At 41.8% G+C, this 23732-nt stretch carries 21 protein-coding genes and 1 pseudogene; 7 read left to right on the top strand and 15 right to left on the bottom strand.

Annotation, left to right across the window (positions count from 1 at the left end; genetic code table 11):
* Positions 1-60 precede the first annotated feature (60 nt).
* Positions 61-696, bottom strand: a complete 636-nt coding sequence (locus V7L12_RS04335) for a glutathione S-transferase family protein (RefSeq protein WP_335082438.1) — start codon at positions 694-696, stop codon at positions 61-63.
* A gap of 234 nt (positions 697-930) precedes the next feature.
* Here V7L12_RS04335 and V7L12_RS04330 point away from each other — a divergent pair, with 234 nt between their 5' ends.
* Positions 931-2313: a cobyrinate a,c-diamide synthase gene (locus tag V7L12_RS04330; RefSeq protein ID WP_335082436.1), complete on the top strand. Its 1383-nt coding sequence runs from the start codon at positions 931-933 to the stop codon at positions 2311-2313.
* Positions 2314-2590: 277 nt separating this feature from the next.
* Here V7L12_RS04330 and V7L12_RS04325 read toward each other — a convergent pair whose 3' ends face one another.
* Positions 2591-3019 (bottom strand): hypothetical protein, encoded by a 429-nt coding sequence (locus V7L12_RS04325; protein ID WP_334984541.1) that lies wholly within the window; start codon positions 3017-3019, stop codon positions 2591-2593.
* An 80-nt stretch (positions 3020-3099) separates the two neighbouring features.
* On the opposite strand from V7L12_RS04325, the pseudogene V7L12_RS04320 reads away from it, so the two are divergent.
* Together V7L12_RS04320 and V7L12_RS04315 are read left to right on the top strand one after the other, a co-directional pair.
* A pseudogene (locus V7L12_RS04320) lies at positions 3100-3225 on the top strand (ISKra4 family transposase); the annotation flags it as partial.
* Positions 3226-3675: 450 nt separating this feature from the next.
* A complete protein-coding gene (locus V7L12_RS04315; protein WP_292782922.1) occupies positions 3676-4374 on the top strand; it encodes an aquaporin in 699 nt (232 codons plus the stop codon).
* Positions 4375-4635: 261 nt separating this feature from the next.
* Here V7L12_RS04315 and V7L12_RS04310 read toward each other — a convergent pair whose 3' ends face one another.
* From V7L12_RS04310 to V7L12_RS04285, 6 genes are all read right to left on the bottom strand, one after another.
* Complete coding sequence (locus V7L12_RS04310) at positions 4636-5058, bottom strand: tellurite resistance TerB family protein (RefSeq protein ID WP_335082434.1); 423 nt, start codon at positions 5056-5058, stop codon at positions 4636-4638.
* 57 nt (positions 5059-5115) lie between these two features.
* Complete coding sequence (locus tag V7L12_RS04305) at positions 5116-6603, bottom strand: 16S rRNA (cytosine(967)-C(5))-methyltransferase (protein WP_335082432.1); 1488 nt, start codon at positions 6601-6603, stop codon at positions 5116-5118.
* A 99-nt stretch (positions 6604-6702) separates the two neighbouring features.
* Positions 6703-8154, bottom strand: a complete 1452-nt coding sequence (locus V7L12_RS04300; RefSeq protein WP_335082430.1) for a glycoside hydrolase 100 family protein — start codon at positions 8152-8154, stop codon at positions 6703-6705.
* Positions 8155-8824: 670 nt separating this feature from the next.
* Positions 8825-9442, bottom strand: a complete 618-nt coding sequence (locus tag V7L12_RS04295) for a Uma2 family endonuclease (RefSeq protein ID WP_335082428.1) — start codon at positions 9440-9442, stop codon at positions 8825-8827.
* A 48-nt stretch (positions 9443-9490) separates the two neighbouring features.
* The gene (locus tag V7L12_RS04290) at positions 9491-11227 is read right to left on the bottom strand and encodes a DnaJ domain-containing protein (RefSeq protein ID WP_335082426.1); all 1737 of its coding nucleotides are present in this window, start codon (positions 11225-11227) and stop codon (positions 9491-9493) included.
* Positions 11211-12086, bottom strand: coding sequence for a PspA/IM30 family protein (locus V7L12_RS04285; RefSeq protein ID WP_335082424.1), 876 nt, complete (start codon positions 12084-12086; stop codon positions 11211-11213). Before V7L12_RS04285 ends, V7L12_RS04290 begins: the two co-directional genes overlap by 17 nt.
* A 519-nt stretch (positions 12087-12605) precedes the next feature.
* On the opposite strand from V7L12_RS04285, the gene V7L12_RS04280 reads away from it, so the two are divergent.
* The gene (locus tag V7L12_RS04280) at positions 12606-14291 is read left to right on the top strand and encodes a SulP family inorganic anion transporter (protein ID WP_335082422.1); all 1686 of its coding nucleotides are present in this window, start codon (positions 12606-12608) and stop codon (positions 14289-14291) included.
* 300 nt (positions 14292-14591) lie between these two features.
* Here the strand turns inward: V7L12_RS04280 and V7L12_RS04275 are convergent, their stop codons facing one another.
* A complete protein-coding gene (locus V7L12_RS04275; RefSeq protein ID WP_335082420.1) occupies positions 14592-15263 on the bottom strand; it encodes a pentapeptide repeat-containing protein in 672 nt (223 codons plus the stop codon).
* 227 nt (positions 15264-15490) lie between these two features.
* Positions 15491-16165 (bottom strand): cadmium resistance transporter, encoded by a 675-nt coding sequence (locus V7L12_RS04270; protein WP_334821288.1) that lies wholly within the window; start codon positions 16163-16165, stop codon positions 15491-15493.
* 711 nt (positions 16166-16876) lie between these two features.
* Here V7L12_RS04270 and V7L12_RS04265 point away from each other — a divergent pair.
* Positions 16877-17317 carry a Crp/Fnr family transcriptional regulator gene (locus V7L12_RS04265; RefSeq protein ID WP_069074674.1) on the top strand — a complete coding sequence of 147 codons (441 nt, stop codon included), beginning with the start codon at positions 16877-16879 and terminating at the stop codon, positions 17315-17317.
* Positions 17318-17443: 126 nt separating this feature from the next.
* Here V7L12_RS04265 and psb35 read toward each other — a convergent pair whose 3' ends face one another.
* The 4 genes from psb35 to V7L12_RS04245 all read right to left on the bottom strand — a co-directional run bounded on the left by psb35 (position 17444) and on the right by V7L12_RS04245 (position 20712).
* A complete protein-coding gene (gene psb35 / locus V7L12_RS04260; RefSeq protein WP_335082418.1) occupies positions 17444-17671 on the bottom strand; it encodes a photosystem II assembly protein Psb35 in 228 nt (75 codons plus the stop codon).
* A 184-nt stretch (positions 17672-17855) separates the two neighbouring features.
* On the bottom strand, positions 17856-18845 hold the full coding sequence (locus V7L12_RS04255) for a D-alanine--D-alanine ligase family protein (RefSeq protein WP_335082416.1): 990 nt from the start codon (positions 18843-18845) through the stop codon (positions 17856-17858).
* 90 nt (positions 18846-18935) lie between these two features.
* Positions 18936-19322: an SET domain-containing protein gene (locus V7L12_RS04250; RefSeq protein WP_335082414.1), complete on the bottom strand. Its 387-nt coding sequence runs from the start codon at positions 19320-19322 to the stop codon at positions 18936-18938.
* Positions 19323-19551: 229 nt separating this feature from the next.
* Complete coding sequence (locus tag V7L12_RS04245; protein ID WP_335082413.1) at positions 19552-20712, bottom strand: KamA family radical SAM protein; 1161 nt, start codon at positions 20710-20712, stop codon at positions 19552-19554.
* Positions 20713-21142: 430 nt separating this feature from the next.
* Between V7L12_RS04245 and V7L12_RS04240 the strand changes: the two genes are divergently transcribed.
* A complete protein-coding gene (locus V7L12_RS04240) occupies positions 21143-21268 on the top strand; it encodes a hypothetical protein (protein ID WP_335082411.1) in 126 nt (41 codons plus the stop codon).
* On the opposite strand, the gene V7L12_RS04235 is transcribed toward V7L12_RS04240, so the two are convergent.
* Positions 21269-21892 (bottom strand): Uma2 family endonuclease, encoded by a 624-nt coding sequence (locus tag V7L12_RS04235; RefSeq protein ID WP_335082409.1) that lies wholly within the window; start codon positions 21890-21892, stop codon positions 21269-21271. It abuts the gene before it with no gap.
* Between the two features lie 284 nt (positions 21893-22176).
* Between V7L12_RS04235 and V7L12_RS04230 the strand changes: the two genes are divergently transcribed.
* Positions 22177-23625, top strand: coding sequence for an HNH endonuclease (locus tag V7L12_RS04230; RefSeq protein ID WP_335082407.1), 1449 nt, complete (start codon positions 22177-22179; stop codon positions 23623-23625).
* Positions 23626-23732: the final 107 nt, after the last annotated feature.

Genomic DNA, 23732 nt, shown 5'->3' with positions numbered 1-23732 from the left:
ACCTCTCTTAAGCTTGGGAGAGGGATTTAGGGTGAAAGCTCATTGATTCATGCAAGAAGTCTATTGAAAGGATAGGTCGTATTTGCCTCCACGCTCCAGGGCGAGGTTGTAAGCAGGTCGCGCATGAATGCGCTCGACAAATTCTTTGAGCTTTGGTCGGTTCTCGACCTCTTGGGGAAGTGTAGCCACTACTTCTAGGGGAAAGCTCATTTGGATATCAGCGGCGGTAAATTCATTGCCCGTAAACCATGTATTTTTACGGAGTTCGCCTTCTATGTAGTCAAAGTGAAGTTTGATCTGGGGCGCGACGAATCCGCTAACCACGCTGCTGTCCCCTGCCCCGAAATTGTTCAATATCAGCCGCATCACCAGCGGTGGCATTGCAGAGCCTTCGGCGTAATGCAGCCAATACTTGTAGCGCAGATACTCTGGTGTACCGGAGGCTGGAACTAGCCGACCATTACCGTAGCGCTCGACTAGGTATTCGATAATTGCACCCGACTCAGCGATCGTCAAGTCTGCATCTGTGATTACTGGTGACTTACCGAGGGGATGAACTTGGCGCAGCGACTCCGGTGCCATCATCGTCTTTGGATCGCGTTCATACAATTTGATCTCGTATTCGATACCTAATTCCTCAAGCAGCCACAGCACCCGCTGCGATCGCGAGTTGTTAAGATGATGCACAACTATCATAAAACGTTCCTCTTCTGGTAGCTTATTGCGATCTGACTCTCACTAATTTCCAACTATACTATTAGACTTTTTCAGCCTAACTCCCCTAATTGGCTGGTTTTCTTGTTTCTAATTGGTATAAGTTTGAGTTAGTCGGTTGGAAAAACTGGTGCATCTGCTTTTGCAAAAAGTGACGATAGACACACAGCCAAGAATCGAAATAGTTGCTGCATAAAAACCTAATTTGTTTCATTTATGGCTTTAGTCATTGCTGGGGAACGTAGTGGCGTGGGTAAGACAACAGTCACACTCACCCTTTTAGCATCTTTACGCCGTCGCGATCGCCTGGTGCAATCTTTTAAGGTGGGGCCAGACTACATTGATCCGATGTTTCATCAACACGTAACTGGTCGTGCTTGTCGCAATTTAGACCCCGTATTGACTTCTGAAGCCTACGTTCAGCAATGTTTTGCCCATCATAGTCAACTGAGTGAATATGCCCTAGTAGAAGGGGTAATGGGATTGTTTGATGGAATTGGGCATGGGCAAGAAAAGCAAAAATCAACTGATTTTGCGAGTACGGCACACATTGCGCGGCTGTTAGATTTGCCTGTGGTGTTGGTGATCGATTGCAGTCGTTTATCTGGTTCTGTAGCAGCGATCGCTCACGGCTATCGATCTTTTGATCCCCGAATTAAAATAGCTGGGGTAGTATTAAATCGCGTCGGCAGCGATCGCCATCTCTCTCTTCTCAAAGATTCCTTAGAACCTTTACAATTACCCATTCTCGGCGTACTGCGGCGTCAAGATAATATCACAATTCCCGATCGCCATTTGGGTTTAGTACCCACAGCCGAACTTCCCGAACTCAATGCTTTAATTGATCGCCTCGCTGATTTAGGAGATACTTGCTTTGACTGGCAACGCTTATTACCTTTGTTAAAATCAAAACCCTTTTCTTTTTCTACTTCATCCTCCTTATCTCCCTCATCCCCAGTTAGGATTGCAGTAGCCCGCGATCGCGCGTTTAATTTTTATTACCAAGACAATCTCGATTTGTTGCAACAACTTGGTGCAGAATTGGTTTTCTGGAGTCCCTTAGAAGATGCTGGTATACCACAAGATATCCAGGGAATGTATTTTGGCGGTGGTTTCCCGGAAGTTTTTGCCCAGCAACTCTCAGAAAATATCAGCGTTCGTGATGCAGTGAAAATGGCAATACTCAAAGGAATGCCTACAGTTGCCGAATGCGGAGGATTGATGTATTTGTGCGAGCAAATTATCGATTTTGCGGGTAAATCTTGGTCGATGGCGGGAATACTACCAACATCTGCTGTGATGGGTGGGCGTTTAACTTTGGGCTATCGTCGTGCTGTAGCTTTGCAAGATAATCTGTTAGTTAAGGCAAATACAACTGTTTACGGACATGAGTTTCATCGTTCCCATTTAACTTTAACTCCCACTCAGCCCCTATTTAAAACTTCTCGCTATGATTGTGAGGAAAATATGGGATGCGAAGGATGGGGTTTTCCTGCAAATGTTCATGCCTCTTATGTTCATCTGCATTGGGGAGAAAGTAGAGAAATTCCCCAGCAGTTTCTTAAAGAATGTCTGAAAGTAGCATCTTTAGAAACATAGATTTAAGCCAGCGCCAAACCCAGTAAGATGAATAAAAAAGTTTTAGACTCTATTAATCGTAACCGCTGTCTAGAGATTCTGTTAGTACAGCATTTCATTAATTTGTAGCGAATTAAATTTGGCAATACCCTGCAATGCCAATGCGTTGGCTTGTATTGGTACTGCAAAAACAAGCTTTTTCTGAGAATTTCGGGTTAAAGAACTATTTTATTTTTGTAACCCTTTTATAAAAAGACTTTCAGACGTTACGTGGCGGCTCATGTCACGCTCGCTACTTTTACCCCTCATTGTCATTGCCGTTATATTTAATAAACCAATTTGTACTACTAACAATTCCTGCTGTTAGACACTGGGTTTTGATCCTTTGTAGTTTCTCGTTTACTCTAGCTTGAAGAGAGTCTAAAATTTGTTCAGCCTTTTCTGTCATTGCAGCTACATATTGCCTCGTTTTTGAAGTATCCTCTGTATTCGCCCAAAAATCTTTTTGCTCCTCAAACCATATTTCTGATCTACTGACTTCATCAAATGTATAACCTAGTTCTCGTATGGCTTCGTCATTAAGCTGATCAACTATACATACACGCATACGCCATAAACAATCTTCTAAGGTGCCATAGTAGTAGTCTTGCTTTTCACCGTCAGGTGCGTTATTATCCTGTCTTACGAACATCCACTTACTCTCATCTGGGTATTTGCTATTAACCATAAGCCTTTTCGTTATGGAATGCGTTCTTTACGACATTAGTAAATAGTACAGTTTTTACCAAGACCCGAACATAGTGTCAAGTGGAATCTGCTATTAAGCTTCTTGGTACAAGGATTAAAATTTCTGGAGCGCAGTGGAAAGTTGACAACGTTAATTCAATACTTTCTGTTCGTTGTGCTTACCTCAACGGAACACTCGCTATTTGATGTTTTCGCCAAAGAGGGATGCTCCCTTAATGCCTCCCGATGCAATACCGTTCGGTTAAGGAATTTATTCGTTGAGGCAAGCTGTTCTTAAACTGGGGTAGAAGAGAAGCAGGGGGAAAACAAATTGTCTATCAACTCTTTCCTCCCTTGCCTTAAGAGCCTCAAGAGCTTATCCAAACTGTATTGGGAGCCAACCAACAGGATGTTGCGACGTTTTATACTGAATAATCCAGAACGAGTATTTATCTTAGTGTGATTCGGCTAATGCGTACAAGTATCAATCACCCTTAGTAGTTCACCACGCTCTCCATTGACGGGTGTAGATTGAGTAAAGGGTAAAGGTTAAAGGGAAAGGCAAACAGACAAGACACATATATCCTTTTTCCCGTTCCTCTTTACCCCGCCAAGGGAACTTGGCGAACTACTAGCCAGTTATGGCATTTCTGATGAATGAATCGTTACTCTTTAGCAAAACGATGTTTGGCGGAAGCTCTAGGTACAGCTTGGTTAGTTCTAATGGGTGTAGGTACTGCGGTTATTTCTGGTGCAATACCTTGGGTTGGAGTTACTGGAGTGGCGATCGCTTTTGGCTTAAGTTTGTTGACTGCTGCTTATACTTTTGGTTCGATTAGCGGCTGTCACATCAACCCCGCAGTTACAATTGGTTTTTGGGTAGCCAAGCAGTTTTCTTCTAAAGACGTTTTGCCATATATCGGGAGTCAGATTCTCGGCGGAATTTGGGGGAGTACTATCTTGTTTTTGATTTGCATAGGCAAGCCGGAGTTTACAACAGCTAACTTTGGTTCTAATGGGGTGGGAATTCACTCCCCTGGTAACTATAGCTGGTGGGCTTGTGCATTAGCCGAATTCATTGTTACCTGTGGCTTTGTGCTACTGATCTTGAGCGTTACATCTTCTCCCGTTTTCAAACGGTCTGCACCCATCCCCATCGGTTTAGGGCTGATCTTGGCGCATCTTATCCTCATTCCTGTCACAAATGCCAGCGTCAATCCCGTGCGATCGCTAGCCACAGCTGTCTTTACTCGCGGTTGGGCATTGGCTGACCTTTGGATTTTCATCGTATTCCCAATTTTCGGTGGAGTTTTGGCGGGTATAATCGCCCGATCTCTCCAAGAACCAGACATCTAATACGAATCACAATAGACCTCTTGCAAAAGTCCCTAACACCCCTCCCCGCTCTTCGGGAGGGGAGCGTTTGCTTTACTCAAATGCGGGGTGGGGTTCTTTATTTTTGATTTATGCAAGAAGTCTAATGTTAATGCGTTTCCCTTTTCGGTAAATAGCTATAAAAATCACCTAAAGACGTGCGGACGTTTCTGGGGACATGAGGATGAAGAGACGCGGTGAATTCTTTCACCGCTTCCTCTTCAATCAACTTATAACTCCATGTTAGTTTTGGACTTCAACCCAACGGCGGTAAAGCTTTTGAATTTGTTTGAGAAGCGCAGTGTGAGCTGGTTGAGTTGACTCATTCGGCTTTGCTATATCCTGCAATTGCGTCAGGAGTCTGGCTTCTTCGACCGCAACTTCACCATCGCTATAAATTAAACCACTGATGGCTTCAATCAGATTTTCACAATCTTCAAGACTGGGGCGATCGCCTAAATATTCCTGCACCCAGTCATAGCATTCTTTTGGCTGTACAGGAACTAATTCGTATAGCCAAGGCTTAATTTCTGGGTCGTTAGCCAAACCTTTTGCTTGAGCTATTTCGCGGAGATATTGCCGTTCTTCTGGCTGGATTTTGCCATCGATCCAGGCTGCTCCAATCAGGATTTTAACTAAATTTTTCACATTGGAAGGGGAAACCATTGCTGCCTCCTCTGGTAGATTCAGGCCTCCACCAAATCGTACAATCCTAAACAGTATTCACTCGGAATTATTGGTTTTTCTTAAGCGCACCATAAAAAAACCATCCATGTCCTGTCGATGGGGCCAAAGTTTAAACCAACCTTGAGGTGTACTATCGGTAGAATCAGGTAACTCAAGGCCACTGGGAGACTCGATTTGCCAATCAGGTGACTCAGCTAAAAATGCCGAAATTACTTCTTCATTTTCTGCCGGATGCAATGTACAGGTAGCATAAACTAGTACACCACCAGGTTTGACAAAAGTTGATGTATGTGTTAATAATTCTCGTTGCAGCACCGAAAGTTCTCGGACAGATTCTGGTGTCTGTCGCCAACGCGCATCAGCATGACGGTGCATAGTTCCCAAACCAGAACATGGAGCATCGAGTAATACACGGTCTGCGGTGTTTTGGAATTGGTTGAAGTGGCGACTGTCGCCAGTGTAAATTTGAATAGATTGTAAATTCAGCCGTTGAGAATTTTCTTGGAGTTTGCGAAGACGAGAAGGAGTGCGATCGCAAGCCCAAATTTTACCTTGATCTGCCATTAACTCAGCAATGTGGGTTGTTTTCCCCCCTGGTGCTGCACAGGCATCAATTACCACTTCACCTGGTTGGGGGTCGAGCAAATGACCTACCAATTGAGCGCTACTATCTTGTACAGTCCACCAACCTTCTTTAAAACCTGGTAGTTTTTGAATTGACCCAGTATTACCAATAAATCGTAAAGCTTGGGGTAAATCAGGAATCCGTCTCACCAAAACACCAGCAGATTGCAAAGCCGCCTCAACTTCCTCAATTGAAGTGCGAAGTGGGTTGATGCGTAAGTCAATTGTTGGTGATTGGTTCATCCATTCACATAGTTGTTCTGTATCAGTCAAACCCAGTTGTTCTAACCAAACTTGAATAATCCAGTCAGGAAAACTGTGTAAAATACCCAAGCGTTCCACCTGACTTTTCACATCATTTGGAAAAGTTAACGCGAAACCTAACCCCCCAGCCCCCTTCCCTACTAGGGAAGGGGGAGAATTCAAAGCCTCTCCCCTTTTAGGGGAGAGGTTTGGAGAGAGGTTTTCCAGATCAGGTGATTCTGGAAGTTGTAACGGATCACCCTTTATCTTCTCTGCAAGGCGGATGTATTGTCGTAATAAACCGTTAACAAAACCCGTGAGTCCAGAAAAACCGTTTTCTTTAGCGAGTTGGACTGTGGTATTAACAGCAGCTGAAGCGGGAATACGCTCTTGATAACGCAGTTGGTAGAAGCCCAGATGTAAGATGGTGCGGAGGTCTTGTGGTTGTTGATGAGATTTCTTTTTAGCGAGTTGATCGATGAGAGTATCAAGAGTGCGTTGCCTTCTGACGCTCCCATAAACCAATTCTGTCACTAAGCGGCGATCGCAATCAGGCAAACTGACTTTTTGCAACACTCTATCTAGGGCAACATCAGCATAAGCCCCCTTATGAACATCTCGTAGGGCGATAAAAGCTAATTGACGGGGGTTTGTCATGAACACTATTCAGGAGTCAGGAGGCTTTTGTATTCTAACTCCCCACTCCTGTAGAGACGCGATTAATCGCGTCTCTACTCCTAACTCCTAACTTTTCTATCAAGACATATACGGGTCTACAGTGGCAATTTCTAACTCACATGCTCTAGAAACCTGTTCTGCTGGTAGTTTTCCAAAGCTGATTAATAATAAATAAGTGTGGTTTGCTATCAGTTCTTTTGCTAATAAGAACCCAGTGATTGTCCAAGTTTGATATTTCCTAGCTTGTTTCCCAATCAGTCGCCCTTTTTTCCCATCGTAATACTCTGGCCATTCATCGGTACTGAGCCGTCCTTGGGCAGTTTCAATCGCCTTTTGTGCAAGATTCGTTCTATTAGTTTTTACAGCCGCCGCCGCCAACATCCACATTAAAACAGGCCAACTACCAGCATTATGATACGACCAAGGTATATTTTTGGGGTCACATCCAGTCACAATTCTGTATTCTTCATGTTCCAAAGCTGGGAAACAAATTTTCATTGGCATATCTCCCACCAAATCATCCCATCGTTCCTCAATGAGAGTCATAATTGCTTGTGACTGTTCTTCAGTGGCTAAGTCGGAAATGATTGCCATTAAATTTCCGAGTGAAAAGAAACGAGTATCTAGCTGCGACGGGCCGACATTACCTGCTAGATAACCACCTTTTTTTGGCAGCCACTTGTCCAATTCATAATAAGGAACAGAATCTACATATATGTTGAACAGATTAACAGCAGCCTTGCCATATTCTTCACTTTTGAAGCGATAAATTGCATTCAGGCGATTAATATCTATCCAATAATGCTGGCGAATATGAGCACATAAAAGAGGCAATCGGTTATCAATGGCTTCAACAATATCGGAATTACCTTGACAAATTAGCAGTTCACGAGATGCACGCAATGCCGTGTAAAAGAGGACTTGTAGTTCTAGAGGATGCCCATAAATGCCCATACGACGGTCAATCATACAAGCACCATCTGGAACCAACAGCGTTGGATACATATCAAAACGATTCGCCAAGCAGATATCCATGATTAACCTGATACCATTTTGGAATTCAGGTTGATAGGCGAGAGAAAAATCCTTTGTGGCAATTATATAAGCGCGCAACAAAATAATCCACCATAAACAAGAATCTACAGGCGTAACTCTAGCGATCGCATGTTCGCCAAAGTCTGCTTCTAAATATTCTTGCCCATTGTCTGATACCACTTTAAAGCTAGCTGGTATTAATCCTCGTCCTGGCTTATAGGCATCTAATGCCTTTTCTTTAGGCTGTAACTTTAAAGTTTCTTCTAAGAAATTACGAACAATATCTGTTCTACCTTTAATCAGAAAAATTAGAGCAGAAGAAACAAAATCCCGGACAAAGCACTGATCGTAATTGAGCGCCTCTACAGAGGCATCATAAGCGGCTACTGTCCCAACAGGGCGACCTTGATAATAGAGAATTGATTTTTCTAGTGCTAGCCATGCTTCTTCCACTTCTTTTAAATTCTCAGTAGTTTCCAATTCGTTTAGGTGCATCGCCAGAATAACTCCATAAGGATTGTGAATTTGTGGTAGATGCGTCTTCGTTTATTATTTTTGCCATTCTCAGCATAACAAAAACGATTCTTTGAATAGCAAATATAACTTGGAGAAAAATTCATCGACTAACAAGAAATAAACTTGCTGATATCTATGCAACTTTGTTGTTAGTTAATTGCTTGTAATCTATTACTATTTTGGTGAATTATAGTTGTTCTTCTCCACCGCAAGTAGTAACATGATCTCTCAACACAGTCACATAAGATATATCTTTAGATTATTTATTGTTCTGTTGTCTGTCCAGAATCTTTGCTTTACTAAACAAAAACATATCTCCAGTGCTGTTTGAAGATTGTGTGAAGTTAAAACTGGTTGCAGTATATTTACTTGAGCCGGATTAGTTTTTGACACTAATAAGTCAGATTATTCCCCTATTATCTAATAATTTATAACGTTTTTTCAGAATATGCAATACGAACTCTCAAAATTTTTAAGATGTCAATACTTCTCAAGGGTCAAATATCTTAACCTGCTGACAGATGACATGGGGCGTTTATCGTACCCTGTTCAAAAATAATAAAGAGTGTTGAGTCGAAATACCGTCCATAAGGAACAGGTTATCTACCAAGTACATAAATACTGAGTATTAACAAACAAGCAATGTTCATTACTGTTCTCCCGAAGCAGCCTTAAACACTTGTTCAGCAGTTAGATTTAGTTCTCTTAAAGTTGGCGATTGAATTCGGTCATCACCACAAAACTGAGTTACTTGGTATTCGCCTTCTACTAATCTGTAAATTGATATTGTTGGTTGTTTTGGATTGCCAAGAAATCGTTTTCCACCAAGAGCAGCATAATCAACAATCCAATATTCTGAAATACCAATTTCCTCATACTCACCAAATTTGAGAAAGTAATCATCTCGCCAATTTGTACTCACCACTTCTACTACTAATGGAATTGATGCAGCTTGAGTAACTGTTGATGATTTTTTCCAAAGTGGTTCATTAATTAAGTTAGGAATATTCAATACCAACACATCTGGAATATAACCAGATTTTTTATTAACAGATTTGATTAATGCTTGAGCAGGAATCGAATAAGCTAGGTTAAACCTCCGAATCTCAAAATTGAGTTCTCTAATTAGAAATGCTCTGACTAACTCATGTTCCCCTGTCGGCTGCATTTCAACTATTACTCCTTTATGTAATTCATATCTGCCGTTCTCTGGTTTCCATTCGACAAATTCTTCAAAGTTTATCGTTTCTACTAAATGTTTAAACATAATACTATTTCCTCAAATATTATTCATATTGTGACTAACATATTAACTTCATATTACCTGCTGCTGGAATTCTTTATAAGCTTGATTAATTGCTTGCATTGAGGCTTTTGCGTTCGCAGAACTATTAATATCAGGATGATACAATCTTGCTAATCGAAGGAAAGCAAGTTTAACAACATTGGGGCGATCGCTCTGATTTACGCCCAAGACTTCCCACCATTCCCCAGATAATCCATCGAAAGTAAATTGACTCCAAATCTTGATGCTTCCGCCATTACTGCCACTTATTAGCGTCTTGCCATCAGGACTGAAAGCAACGGGATTACACCCAGAAAGATTTTGTAGTAGTTCCCCAGTGTGGAGGTTCCAAAGTTTGATTGTACCCTCTCGGCTTGCACTGGCGAGGGTTTTCCCATCAGGGCTGATGGCAACAGACAAAACCGCAGTTGTATGTCCAGTTAAAGTGGAAAGTAATTCTCCTGTTTTGAGATTCCACACCCTAATTGTGGCATCTGTGCTACCACTAATAAGAGTTTGACTGTTAAGACTGATAGCAACTGTATTCACTGCACCCAAATGTTCAGTAAGAATGTAGCGCTGTTGCCAAGTTTTGAGATCCCACAGGCTAATAGTTCGATCGGCGCTACCACTTGCAAGAATTTTACCATCGGGACTGATGGTGACAGACAAAACTGCATCTGAGTGTCCATTTAAGGTGCGTTTTACTGTTCCCGTGTAGCGTCCCCAAATTCTAATCGTCTTATCGGCAGCACCACTAGCAAGAATTGCCCCATCAGGACTGTAGGCTACTGAGTTAACAAAACCATTATGACTATAACTAGAGTTTAAATAAAAAAATGTGTGAAGAAATTTTTTTGTGTCCATCTGCCAACTGCTAATTTTGCGATCGACACTACCACTTGCAATCTGCTGTCCATCAGGACTGATAGCAACAGATAAAACTGCTTCTGCTTGTCCAGAGAATGTGTAAAGCCATTTTCCGGTTTTCAAGTTCCACAAATTAACTTGTCTGTCATCACTGCCACTGATTAAGGTAGTACCATCAGGACTGATTGCGATCGCATTAACTGCCGCTAAGTGTCCCTTGAGTGTGCGTACACATCTCCAAGTTTCAGGTAGCTGGCTTGTCGGAGATATTTTTTCTGGTTCAATATTAGGAGTAGAAGGTTTAGGGGTAACAAATTCTGATTTTTTCTTGAATTCAGCCTTAAGCGCTTGTAACTCATCTTCAACTTCCAAAACAGCAAATTTTTGGTTGAGATCCTCACCAGATAAAAATGCTTCTAATTCCATCACTGCTTCAGAACAGTAATCCATCAGCAAAACTTTCTCTTCCATCCGCTCAAAAAGCTGTGCTGGCGTTTCGCTAATTCCCGATTCGTCTAACAGTTTGGCAATACCATAAGCGGCGAGTCCCACCACTGCACCAATTCCCGCCATCGGTACTGCACCAATCCCAAATGCCAGCCCTACTTTCGGTGCAACTAAACCCATACCACCGACGACGCTATAAACACCAGCACCGCCGACTGCACCAATTCCCATTGTAGCGATCGCAGCAGCATCTCCCTCTGCTATGGCTTTAAAAGCGCCATAAGCAGCTGCACCAGCTACAGCGCCAGCACCGACTACAGGAGTTGCACCAATACCAACAGCACCAAATCCGCCTGCTAGTCCCATCCCGCCTACAGTTACGGAAACACCAACGCCTGCTAGGGTTCCGCCTGCAATAAATGCTGCACCTGTTTTAGAGTTTTGTGTCATTGCCTAATGTTTTATTGATATTTTCTAGAGTCATCAGGTTTTGTCTGAGTAGAGCTACTATTGCTTCCTGCTGCTGAAGCTGAGTTTGAAGAGTAAGCGCAATTTTGTTTTGAACTTTTTTCTTGAGTACAGCTTTAATAGCTAAATTATCATCATTATTTTTCAAAGCTATATGAGCCTTTCTATTCCAAAATTTAACTTCTTCTTGAGCTTTTTCATAATCTTTATGGATACACTCTTTATTGTTAACAGCGGTGTTTACAGCTTCTTTTGTCTCGCAAATAGCCTCTGCTAATGTTGCTTGAGTATCCTTTTTATCCGTAGATTGACATTGTAGTTTAAGTTTTAGTGATATTTCTTGTTTAAGCCGCTTTAATTCCTCGTCAGTGTCTTCAAAGTTGAGCAAAATTTCCTCATGAAAATCATCGGGCTGTGAAACCACTTTTGAACTCGCTTCAATCTGTAAAACTTTCTCTTCCATACGCTCGAAAACACCCATATAAATATTGGTATTAGGATTGCTGAGTAATACTTCATTCTGTGTTTCAGAAATCTTGTTCTCCCAAGAAGCCAGGTTACGTTTAATGTTATCTACTTGTGGTGTTTGCTCGTCTACAAGGTTTTTCAGTCTGCTAGCTATTGCTTGGTAGCGTTCCTTCTGAAATTGTGCATGACGAGCTAAATCCTCACGACCTTCATTCAATGCAAGTTTATGTCGTCGTACCCATTTATCAGCTTCAGTTTGAGCTTGCTCGTAATCTCGTTGAGCAATTTTTTGAGCTACGCTAGCGCTAGCTGTTGCTGCACGTAACTTTTTTAGAGCGTGCTGCGCTGAGTTAGTTTGGTCGTCGAGTCCCATAAGTTTATCTGAGTAGCCTTGTTACCCAGAGCGTAGACTGATTAATACTGTTGCGTCTTCGTAAAAATTACTTAAGCCTTGACTTTTGCTTTTAATGCTACGTCAGAAGAGTCTCAGTACAATATTTCATTAATTCGTAGCTAATTATTAGGTAAAACTCTGCGTTACTTTGCGTTTCCTTTGCGTTCCTCTGCGTTTAAAAAGATTACAAGCTGATCTGCCAAAACACGCAGTGCTAATGCTTGAACTCTAGCAACTGCTTCTTCTCGTGTCTGCCCTCAAACCTACCAGCCGTCGCCCTGCTAAAGAACTTTGTAGCGATCGCTAACCTCTATATACACAATATATTTCTTATGTCAAGCAATTCTGCGTTTTTATTAATCAGCAAATAGGCGAACTTGAGGCAAAACCCATACGCAATCGGGAAATTATCAATAACCCTGATGAAATCTACCAAAAAGATGGAATAACATTTGTGTGTGCTTCAACAAATTGTGTATAAGAGTTGAAAATGACGATATGGCAACATCTAATATTCTCAAAGAACCACAGTTTTGGCGTCTGGGTAGCTTGTTTGGTGGACTGCGTGGCGATTTGACGGGAGGACTAACAGCAGCAGTGGTAGCATTGCCTTTGGCTTTAGCCTTTGCAGTGGCCAGTGGTGTGGAACCAAAGGCGGGACTTTACACGGCGATTGTGGCAGGAATTGTCGCCGCAATTTTTGGTGGTTCGTCAGTACAGATTACAGGGCCAACAGGTGCAATGGCTGTAGTTTTGGTGGGAATTGTCGCCAAGTACGGCCTTGAGAAAGTTTGGATTGCTGGGGTGATGGCTGGAATTATCCAAATTGCCTTGGGGGTTGCCAAACTTGGACAGTTAGTAAAGTTTATTCCCTATCCGGTGACGGCAGGTTTTACTAATGGTATTGCGGTGATTATTTTTTGTGGTCAGTTAAATAATTTCTTTGGTTTAAAATTACCACGTAGCGAACATTTTTTGCCGGGGCTGTGGCAAAGTCTAACTCATGTAGAAGCTCTTAATTGGGCAGCAGTTGCCTTAGCAGTGGTGGTGATTGCAACTAATATTTTATGGCCCAGAATCAATACGACAATACCAGGTTCTTTAATGGGACTGGTTTTAGCAACTGCGATCGCTTCTTCCTTCCATCTAAATGTACCAACAATTGGCACGATTCCTCAATCTTTACCGATGCCTCAAGGTATTCCCCACTGGAATAATTTTGGCTTGATTCGAGAACTAATTAACCCAGCTTTGGCTTTAGCTGCACTGGGGAGTATTGAATCGTTGCTATCGGCGGTGGTGGCTGATGGGATGACAGTCAGCGAGAAACATAATAGCGATCGCGAATTAATTGGTCAAGGTTTGGCTAATATGATTGTGCCATTTTTTGGTGGCATCCCCGCTACAGGTGCGATCGCTCGGACTGCTGTGAATGTCCGTTCTGGCGGTAAAACCCGACTATCTGGAGTAATTCACGGTGTTGCCTTAGCCATCATCGTTTTAATTTTAGCACCCCTAGCAGCACAGATTCCTTTAGCAGCACTTGCTGGGATTCTGATGGTGGTTAGCTTGCGAATGATTGAGTGGGAAGCCATTGGTTTATTGATGCGTGCTACCTACTCAGACTTTGCTGTGATGATTCTCACCTGGCTAGTGACAATCTTGTTTGACTTAGTTCTCGCTGTCGAAGTGGGATTGATTGCAGCCGGAGCCTTGTTCATTAAACGGATGAGCGATTTAAGCTTAGTTAAAATACCTGAAACCGAAGTATTTCCCCCTGGTACTCCTCTAGAATTAGGTAAGGAAATTGCCGTTTATCGGGTAGATGGCCCCGTATTTTTTGGTGCTGCTGAACGATTTGCTACCTTCCTCCGCGATGAACCGGAAGTAAAGTATTTAATTCTCCGGTTGCGGTTTGTGCCAAATATGGACACAACTGGATTAGTAGCTTTAGAAGATATTTATCATGACTTAGAACGGCACAATTGCCGCTTAATTCTCACAGGTTTACAACCTGAAGTCCAACAACTACTAGAACGTACAGGATTGTTAAATACAATTGGGTTATCAAATTGTTTTGAAACAACCACAGAGGCAATTTGCTCTATCTCTCCTCAGATTGCATGTTCTCAACCTGTAGCAGCTAATTTGAAAACAAAAGAATTGATGGAATTAAATGACTGATAATACAGCAGAATTCAGGAGCCAGAATTGTCGAATTCAGAAGTAATATTATGTCCGCTTGATTACTTATTAAACCCGAAGAACCCCACCTCGCCAAAGCTGCGCTTCGTCTCTCCTCCCCTTACCAAGGGGAGGGGCTAGGGGTGGGGTTCTTCTACCTCACAAGAGACTATATCATTAAAACCGTGGCAAAGGAAGCGATCGCGGCGAGCCTTTAAATATTAAAATAAAGCCTGTATTCATTCCTGAATCAGGCTTTTGATATTTTTTATGAAATTTGCACGGACAACTTCAGTTTAATTACTGAATACCAAATCCTTCTGGTCTGATTGCATCTTCCAAATCAAGGCCCATCAGGTTAGCTCCCTGGATGTTTGCATTTGTCAAATTTGTCTTTTCCAAGTCTGCGTTTTGTAGGTTAGCAGTTTGCAGATTTGCTCCCAGGAGGTTGGCTTTCTCTAGGTCTGCATCAAAAAGGTTTGCTCCCACCAGGTTTGCTCCCCAAAGGTTTACCTTGCCTAAATCTGCTCCTTGAAAGTTAGCCCCTTGTAAGTTTGTTTGCTGCAAGTTAGCCCTTTCTAAGTCTGCATTTTGTAAGTTAGCACCTTCCAAGTTTGCTGCTTGCAGGTTTACATCTTTTAACATTGCCCCAGCCAGGTTACAACCAACACATTCATTGGTCTGTAATAAATGTCTAACGTTTTCTGCTACAGACACTATTGGCGATACAACCGGAGATATCACTGGTGCTGTCACAGGCTGCATTGGCGATACAACCGGAGATATTACTGGTACTGTTACAGACTCCATTGGTAATTCAACTGGAGCTAGTTCAGATTCTGTAGGTATGGATCGTGTTAGTGTTCGCGCTCTAGCGCTGGGCTGGATAAGCAGAGTAAATCCCGCGACAACTACCAGAAATACTGCTGTTACGAGCCACTGAGTTAATTTTTTAGAATTTGATTGATTCATTAGTTCCTTCATAATCTGATTCCTATTGGTGGGCTTGCTTTTATAAGAGCCATCGATAATGTGCTTTATTCTTACTTTAGATAACTTGATTGATAAGAGCAAATATTATTGTTATTCATATTGATAAATTCAAGTGATTAAAAATCTTTTTGGATGGGAAACGATCGCTGATTTTTTTGCTGACATCAGGGACATAGCACTCATCAGGAATTGCGATCGCCTCATACCTAATTCCCAAGCATTGCCAGACTAGGTAAAAGTCGATATGTTTCACTTTTAATTAAGATAGAGAGTCCCAAGTAAATTAAGACAAAGGGGAAAATTTTTCGACCGTAGCGAGTTAAAACGGGTGTCATCAGAGGATTACGAGTTAGGTTGTAAGAGAGTAAGCACCACACCCCAACAGTAAAATAGCAAACACACAGAATTACACCCAAACTTGGAAGATTGCTACTGGCAAACAACGGTATATAAATTCCAATATTGTTTCCTCCATTGGCAATGGTGACAGCAGAAACACGGTAGGTTTGCGGATCGCGGATGGTTGCTAATAGTGATTTCTTCTGGCGTACAGATTTTGCAGGAGAGGTTAAGTCAACTGATACAGCTTGTACTGTCTCTCCCTCTTCTTCTCGACTGATGAGATTACTGATACCAATGGCGACAGGAAGCAAACCCAGCAAACCAATCCAGGTAGTTGGAATAATCAGACCGCCGAAGAAACCAGGGAGACTAGCAAACACCAAGGCTGTGAATCCCAGAAATTCACCGATCACAATATGCTTAGGACGAAAGCTGCGATTGACTTTTCCGAAGAAGGCCGTCAAGTATAAATTGTCGTCAAAGGTGGTTGCAAAAGCGGCAGAGATTCCAATAAATAATGTACTAATTAGCCAAGTCATATTTGTTGCTCACGATAATTCAATGCTGTTTGTCTTAGTCATTCTCTGCTTCTCGATGTGAGGGCAGGTTAGGAGATTTTGTGACTGTTTTCCTAACGACAACTGATCGATATTCGTTATTTATCAGCCAATTACCCAATTTTTAGAGGCATCACCTCCAATCAAATTGGTAATTTTTTCTCAGCAAGGTACCTTGGGAGCTCATGGAGTCAATATTATGGCTTTCTGCCAAATAAGAGCAAATACTCTTGTTTTTTAAAATGATAAATAAAAGTGATTGACAATTTTACTATATGTTTTGGGCTTTCTACCCATTAATACTCATGAGGGGAAAAGGGAAAGAAAAAACCTTTATAGCGGTTCCCATTCAGATACGGTACAACATTATATCGCGGGGTGTAGGGGCACGGCACTGCCGTGCCCCTACGGATGTACCTCACGCAAACGAGAAGCGCTATAACCTTTTCCCTAAACAAAATTCTGAGTTCAAAATGCACAAAACGAGTAGTATTGAATACTGAGCTATTGTTTGAGAAACTTCTATGCGTAGTTTACCGCCGTAGGTATCGCTCTGATTGAAGAGAACCCTTGTCAGATAGTAAAGCCTCGGATATCCTTGACGGCTAGTATTTAACATCGGTTAATATGACTAATCGCCCTCTGACTTCAGTTGTGAGATGTTCAGTAATGTTGGAATTTTAACTTGTAATTATGCTAACCAGTGTTGACCGTTTATTATTTGTCCGGCGAGTCCCAATTTTTAAGGAATTGCGGGATGATTTTATTGTGCGGCTCACTTCAGTGATGAACGAATTGTCATTCCCAGCTAATTACACCATCTTTCGACAGGGAGAAGAAGGGCGATCGCTCTATATTGTCGTCTCCGGTCGAGTTAAAGTTCACATTGGGAATAAACAGTTGGCAGAGGTGGAACAGGGAAAATACTTTGGGGAGATGGCAGTATTCGATACTCAACCTCGATCCGCCACTGCAACTACTTTGGAGCCTTGTGAATTTTTAGAACTGACGCAAGAGCAACTATATGATGCGATCGAAGAAACTCCCGAAATTGCGGTGAATATCATTCGTGAGTTATCCCGTCTGATTCGCAGATTGAACGACGATATGAATGTAACCTCTTTGCGGAGTTAATAGACAAATGTAGAGATGTAGCGCTGCTACGTCTCTACAAGGGTTCTGGATAATGTAAAATGTGGTTCAAAATAAATGAAAACTGCTGTAAGTTTGATTATTAAACTCAGCACTGATCACTGCTTATTACTTAGGTTCACCCAGACCCGGAGTTTCTTCTTTATCAACTTTAGGCACAAAATCAGGACGTTCTTTGCTTTCCCAACCTGCGGGGCGTTTCGAGTTGTACCAAGCTATTGACCCAATGGTGACAGCGGCAATAAAACCAACGACATACACCAAGGTAAAAGCAACAGGAAAATGAGGGGCAGCATCTATACCTGGTGCTGCTGTTTGCATAAATAATAAATTCATGAGTATATTCTCCACAGTTAGGTAACAGTATTTAACACACTATAAGATGAGCGTATCACCTAACATCCCTCTGTAGTTTAGTTTGAGCAACTTCATATTGCATAAAATAAGGGCACAGGGGCGGGAGAAGTAGCTGACAGGTGTAGTTTTGTTGTACCTGTCAGCCTGTCCCCCTGCCTCTTGTTCAGCATTTATATCTTTGCCATGCAGACTCGACTATTTGAGCAATGATTTCTGTGTATGTTACACCACCCAAACGTCCCATAATTGGCAAGTCTGAGCGGATATGATCTAACCCTGGCAATGGGTTAACCTCCATAAACTGCAACATACTGCTAGCATCGCAGCGTAGATCCACCCGGGCAGCATCACGGCAACCAAGAGTATGGTAAGCATCCAGCGCCAGTTGCCTTGCCTGTGCTGCCAGTGGTTCAGGATCTATGAGCAAACGATAAGATACTCGTTCCAGATACTCATCTTTGTTGAGGGTGGTGTAGGCAAAAGCTTCCGCTTGCCCTGTAAAAATTACTTCCATCACACCTACTACATGTGAGTTGCTACCGTTGCCAATAATGCCTACTGTTACTTCTCTACCAGGAAGAAAGGTTTCCACGAGTATTGGTTGCCCAAAAAGTTCGTGTAACACTTGATAAGCATTTACTAGCTCCTCATGTTCTTTGACAAGAGAATGTCCAGTTACCCCTTTAGAACTGCCTTCTGCCATAGGTTTGAGGAAAAGTGGCATTGGCAGCAACACAGCTGCTGCTTCTGCGGTATTATTCACGACCTCAAAGGGGGCTGTCGGCAAACCGCGATCGCGCACTACTCTCTTAGCAAGCGCCTTGTCTAACGTCAGGGCGCAGGTAAGCGGATCGGAAAAGGTGTAAGGTTGAGCGAATAATTCGCAGATTGCCGGGGCTTGAGCTTCACGAGAGCGACCCTTTAAACCCTCAGCAATATTGAAAACCAGATCCCAGCGATCGCCTTTTGCCAAACGCCGAGCAAGTTCTCTACCATTACCGACACGTTCAACCTGATGACCTAACTGCAATAGTGCAGTTTCCAGCCCGATGATAGTTTCTTCATCGTCGAACTCCATCACCTCAGAGGCACTGAAACCAGCCTTAAGATAGTCCGCCTTCAGGTCATAACACAGACCAATGAATAATCCCATAGCCCGATAATTCCCAGTGAGAAAGCTTTCTCTGTTAGCTTTAATGTACAAATTAGGTGTCTTAATTAAGGAATTTCGATTACTAAATCCTTAATTAAGTGAAAATATCTCATCAACAACATCAAACCATATAGGAGATTTATCATCAGGAGAACCGTTGTAGTTGGCAGTAATTTCTTCTCCCGCTTCTATATCTCGGTAGGCAATCAGATCCAACTCTCGCTCGGCAAATTTTTTCACATAATAACTATTGGGATGGTAAGAATGGTTGATCAAGGAAGATAAACCTAGAGCGATCGCCGCAGCTTTATCTTCCCAATCGTAGTAATAGTTGCCCAAAATTGTTTTATCTAGGAATTCAACCTGTTCTGCGGATATAACAACAACTGGCACTCTCTCAATGATCTCTCCTTTCAAAAAGCGCTTCTGTGCGAAGACACCTCGACCTTTTAGGTTTGTATTACCAACAATCAACATTCCAACTAATCTCCTGCTATTACTTAGCTTTTTGGTTTGCCAAGAACTCAATAGAAACATTCCAATCGGCTCTTTTAGATGATGGCGATCAACTCGTGTACAAATATATAGTGTTATATCAAGTCCGGTTAATCACTTATGATTACCGCATCTGTGCAAAAATCGGAAAAGCCTCTTTCCCCAGCAAGAACTGCGGTCTATAATGATAAGTCTTTAGCCGGACACGATATTAGCCCTGCTCCACTGGATCTACATAGGTGTACGTCTTACCTGCCCAATTTTGCACTGTAGCTGTACCCTTCTCATAAGCAACTAGAGTCTCGGCTTGAATTGGGACTTTGCCACCACCGCCAGGGGCATCAATTACATAGGTTGGTACAGCGTAGCCAGTAGTATGACCACGTAATTTAGAAATTAGATCAAGCCCAGTTTGCACACTCGTTCGCAGATGTGCAGTACCAACAACTGGGTCGCATTGATAAAGATAATAGGGTCGCACACGCAGCTTGAGAAGACCGTGAAACAGATTCTTCAGGGCTTTTTCAGAATCATTCACACCTTTTAACAGCACGGTTTGACTGCCTAAAGGAATGCCGCCATCAACTAGGCGATCGCAAGCTTGTGCGACTTCTGGGGTAAGTTCTCGCAGATGACAAAAGTGCAAAGATAGCCACACACGATGTTTACGAAGCAAGGCAACCAATTGCGGTGTAATTCGCTGTGGTAAGAAACTTGGCACGCGGGAACCAATTCGGATAAATTCAATATGCTTAATGGCACGCAGCCGCCCAAGCAAATTGTCTAAAGGTTCATCAGCCATCAATAGAGGATCGCCACCAGAAATTAGCACATCACGGATCTCGGTGTGTTCCTCCAGATAAGCAGCGATCGCATCCAACCGCCGCGTTACTGGGTACATCTCACCTTGGCTCACCAAACGAGAGCGGGTGCAGTAACGACAATAAGCAGCGCAACTGTCTAGGGCAAGCAGCAACACTCGGTCAGGGTAGCGGTGTACGAGTCCTGGTACTGGAGTGTCGTTATCTTCACCGCATGGATCTACCATGTCTGCTGGACTAACTATTAATTCTTCTTGCCGTGGTATCACCTGTAACCGTAGTGGGCAAAGCGGATCTTCTGGATCGAGTAGTGATGCAAAGTATGGAGTTACCGCTACAGCAAACTTTTCTGGTGCAATTAAAAGTCCCTGTTCTTCGGTAGTACTAAGCCTTAATAACTTCTGAAAGTGTTCCAGCTTAGTCAACCGATGCCGCATTTGCCAGCGCCAATCGTTCCAGCGTTCTTGGTTGTAAGTCTCTCCCAAAATCTGACAAATTTCTTCACACCGTATATCAGTTACTAGAGGATCTAGAATAGTGTTTTTGATCATGATTAGACCGAAATTAAGCTGAGAATAATAAACAAATCACAGCCTAATAGAGTGCGGCGCAAATCCAGCTACCATCTCAATTAAGCAAGCAGACAAGTAGGAGCAATTCATGAATTGTCCCTACTCAAGTCCCTTGTTAAAGGTAAGCAAATTTCTGTCACAGTGTATTAGTATGTTTACTTAGATTTTTAGTTCAAATAAAAAAATCTACTTCAAAGTTCACAATAAGTATTTTCTTATACAAAATATACTTATGCTGTCATAATAGCGATCGCTCTTACAGTCTCTTTGTTACCTTGAGCCAATCGGTCTTTCCGGATTATTATATGTATTAATACATAGATTTAATGTCGCATATTTAATTACATAAGGATTTTTTGGGGTGCGATCGCACGCTGCATCTGTTCAAAGTATTGTGTAAATTTGAGCGATGTTAGAAAATCCTCCAGAAATTCCAATAATAGAAAATGTCGAGCCACCAGAAGTTAAACTGACGGCTCCGACATTAGTTGAGACAGAAAGCAGTTGGTTAGTGGGAGCTAAAAATCGTTGCTAATCAGCGACTCATTGCAAAAATCTGTTCAGCCGTTAAGGCAATGTTCGGAAACAATTTAAAATCAATTCGATCCTCTCCTTGAAACACCTTTGGGGGTAAATACTCTCTATCTTCAAGTTGGTAGATTGTAATGGTTGGCTGCTTAGGAGAGCCAATGAACCGAATGCCACCAAAAGCAGCATAGTCTACAATGATGTACTCGAAAACGCCCAAATCTTCATATTCAGCAAGTTTTGTCAGATAGTCGTCCTTCCAGTTGTTGCTAACGACCTCAATGATTCCGGGTGGTGGAATATATGCAGCAGCAGAACTAGAGCTAGTTTTCATCCTCTGCCATTCAACTCTTGCAAATATGACAATATCTGCTTTCCGGCTTTTTTCTTTTTCTCCTTGTGCTGTTTTGAGCCGAACCTGCTTGGACTGGCGCGATACGTAAGGCAGGTCATTTTCTTGGCAGTGATTTTCTAAGTAGCTACACAGTCGCTCGATCAAATCCTCATGATTTGCATTTGGTTCTGATAATGGCACGGGAATGCCATCTGATAGCTCAAACTCTCTGCCTGAACCATCGTCCCAGGCAAGAAACTCTTCAAAAGTCAGTGGTTGTGTGACGGTTGCGTACATCGCCCTCGCTCCCTTGCTGACGGGTACTTCACTCAATGCTACCAAGATGTATAGCTTTGTCTATGAGTCCTGGCTGATTTTCCTGCTGTAGTTCTGAAACAACGGCTTGAGGTAGGGTAATGGAAGGCGATCGCAATTGGTAAGTGTAGTTTTGGTCTAATAAATAACATCAGATTTGTTTTATATAAATATCTAAAGACTGCTAAAAATTTTACCCTAGTATCATATAATAGTACAATTATACTATTGACTATAATACTTGTTTTGACAATCACACTTCTAATATGAACCAATATAATTACTCTTGGGAAAACATAGCCTCTTTAGCAGGTCACACTAGTTGGGTTTATGGTGCCCCAATTGCTCCAGATGGTAATACTCTTGCTAGTGTTAGCTTCAATAAAATTCTCGTATGGAATTTGATAACAAAAAAACTGACTAATATCCTTGAAGGGCACTCGGAAGTGATTTCATCTCTCAGTATTAGTCCAGATGGAAAGATAATTGCCAGTGCAAGTTTAGATAAAACGGTCAAAATTTGGGATTTGAGAACAGCAAATTTAATTTACACTTTAGCAGTGCGTAAAGACCCTGTTCATTCTGTTGCTTTCAGTCCGGATGGTAAAATTCTTGCTAGTGGAGGAGAAAGTAAGTACAAGACCGAACAGGGTAAAGCAACAACCATATATCTATGGAATACCTTAACTGGAGAGTTACTGCGTACACTTGCAGGACATTCTTTAAGGATTAATAAGCTCGTTTTCAGTCCAGATGGGCATATTCTTGCTAGTGTTTGTAACGAAGGCATTGTAAAAATTTGGAATCCACATACAGGAGAGTTACTAAATACATTAAACATAATTGCTTTCGATATAGCAATTACTCCTGATAACAAATATTTAGTAAGTAGTGGAAAAGGTGGGATAAAAATTTGGAATTTTAAAAATGGTGAATTGGTAAATATATTATCTGAAACCTCCGACAATTTTATACGTTGTTTTGCAATTCATCCCAGAAAACAAATTTTAGCTGCTGGTTGTCATACAAATATCGAAATATGGAATTTTACAAATAAGCAACTTCTTGACGTTTTAAATTCTCATAACTCAATAACACTTTCTTTTAGTCCTGATGGAAAGCTACTTTCTTCAGGTGATGCAACTTGTTTTGAAGGAGGAGATGGAGTTAAAGTTTGGAAAGTTCCTACGAATTTAGAGAAAATACCTGATTTTGATATTTTTCTGCCTGACACTAATATCCTAAAACTTGTTGATATACAGGAAAAAATTAAAGATGATGATTGTTTTAAAGCAGATAACATTAAAGATGCAAGAGAAAAAAATCTTGCTTCTATTGTTAGAAGGCAAGGTCAGTCTGGATTTCGTAAAAAACTATTGCAAGCCTATAACGGAAAATGTTGCATAACAGATTGTGACGTGGAAGCTGTTCTAGAAGCAGCTCATATAATTCCATACCAAGGAACTGACACAAACCATGTTACCAATGGATTACTACTCAGAGCAGATATTCATAATTTGTTTGATCTTTATATGATTTCTATTAATCCCAAAATGGGAAAGGTGGAAGTTTCTTCAAGTCTTAAAGATACACAATACTGGTATTTAAATGGTATAATTTTGTCTGTACCGCTAGATTTAGCATCTCAACCCAGCAATAATGCTCTTAACTATCACTATAGCAAATTTATAGACAAAGCTGAAAGTTTTCAATAGCAACCTTGTAAAGGTATAGCTGCTATTAACGATCTGAATAGGAACAAAATCTCCATCACCTACCAGGACACAAGGCGTGCTTATTCATTTTTATCATCTTGTGAGAC

It is taken from the genome of Nostoc sp., from assembly GCF_036918245.1.
In the GTDB taxonomy this organism is placed as follows: domain Bacteria; phylum Cyanobacteriota; class Cyanobacteriia; order Cyanobacteriales; family Nostocaceae; genus Nostoc.
The sequence above is the reverse complement of the archived record's forward strand: the minus strand, read 5'-3'. Positions and strand labels throughout refer to the sequence as shown.

Excerpts from the sequence above, each read along its gene's own strand:
- V7L12_RS04335 (WP_335082438.1), bottom strand. The coding sequence starts at position 696 with ATGATAGTTGTGCATCATCTTAACAACTCGCGATCGCAGCGGGTGCTG.
- V7L12_RS04330 (WP_335082436.1), top strand. The coding sequence starts at position 931 with ATGGCTTTAGTCATTGCTGGGGAACGTAGTGGCGTGGGTAAGACAACA.
- V7L12_RS04325 (WP_334984541.1), bottom strand. The coding sequence starts at position 3,019 with ATGGTTAATAGCAAATACCCAGATGAGAGTAAGTGGATGTTCGTAAGA.
- V7L12_RS04315 (WP_292782922.1), top strand. The coding sequence starts at position 3,676 with ATGAATCGTTACTCTTTAGCAAAACGATGTTTGGCGGAAGCTCTAGGT.
- V7L12_RS04310 (WP_335082434.1), bottom strand. The coding sequence starts at position 5,058 with ATGGTTTCCCCTTCCAATGTGAAAAATTTAGTTAAAATCCTGATTGGA.
- V7L12_RS04305 (WP_335082432.1), bottom strand. The coding sequence starts at position 6,603 with ATGACAAACCCCCGTCAATTAGCTTTTATCGCCCTACGAGATGTTCAT.
- V7L12_RS04300 (WP_335082430.1), bottom strand. The coding sequence starts at position 8,154 with ATGCACCTAAACGAATTGGAAACTACTGAGAATTTAAAAGAAGTGGAA.
- V7L12_RS04295 (WP_335082428.1), bottom strand. The coding sequence starts at position 9,442 with ATGTTTAAACATTTAGTAGAAACGATAAACTTTGAAGAATTTGTCGAA.
- V7L12_RS04290 (WP_335082426.1), bottom strand. The coding sequence starts at position 11,227 with ATGACACAAAACTCTAAAACAGGTGCAGCATTTATTGCAGGCGGAACC.
- V7L12_RS04285 (WP_335082424.1), bottom strand. The coding sequence starts at position 12,086 with ATGGGACTCGACGACCAAACTAACTCAGCGCAGCACGCTCTAAAAAAG.
- V7L12_RS04280 (WP_335082422.1), top strand. The coding sequence starts at position 12,606 with ATGGCAACATCTAATATTCTCAAAGAACCACAGTTTTGGCGTCTGGGT.
- V7L12_RS04275 (WP_335082420.1), bottom strand. The coding sequence starts at position 15,263 with ATGAATCAATCAAATTCTAAAAAATTAACTCAGTGGCTCGTAACAGCA.
- V7L12_RS04270 (WP_334821288.1), bottom strand. The coding sequence starts at position 16,165 with ATGACTTGGCTAATTAGTACATTATTTATTGGAATCTCTGCCGCTTTT.
- V7L12_RS04265 (WP_069074674.1), top strand. The coding sequence starts at position 16,877 with ATGCTAACCAGTGTTGACCGTTTATTATTTGTCCGGCGAGTCCCAATT.
- psb35 (WP_335082418.1), bottom strand. The coding sequence starts at position 17,671 with ATGAATTTATTATTTATGCAAACAGCAGCACCAGGTATAGATGCTGCC.
- V7L12_RS04255 (WP_335082416.1), bottom strand. The coding sequence starts at position 18,845 with ATGGGATTATTCATTGGTCTGTGTTATGACCTGAAGGCGGACTATCTT.
- V7L12_RS04250 (WP_335082414.1), bottom strand. The coding sequence starts at position 19,322 with ATGTTGATTGTTGGTAATACAAACCTAAAAGGTCGAGGTGTCTTCGCA.
- V7L12_RS04245 (WP_335082413.1), bottom strand. The coding sequence starts at position 20,712 with ATGATCAAAAACACTATTCTAGATCCTCTAGTAACTGATATACGGTGT.
- V7L12_RS04240 (WP_335082411.1), top strand. The coding sequence starts at position 21,143 with ATGTTAGAAAATCCTCCAGAAATTCCAATAATAGAAAATGTCGAGCCA.
- V7L12_RS04235 (WP_335082409.1), bottom strand. The coding sequence starts at position 21,892 with ATGTACGCAACCGTCACACAACCACTGACTTTTGAAGAGTTTCTTGCC.
- V7L12_RS04230 (WP_335082407.1), top strand. The coding sequence starts at position 22,177 with ATGAACCAATATAATTACTCTTGGGAAAACATAGCCTCTTTAGCAGGT.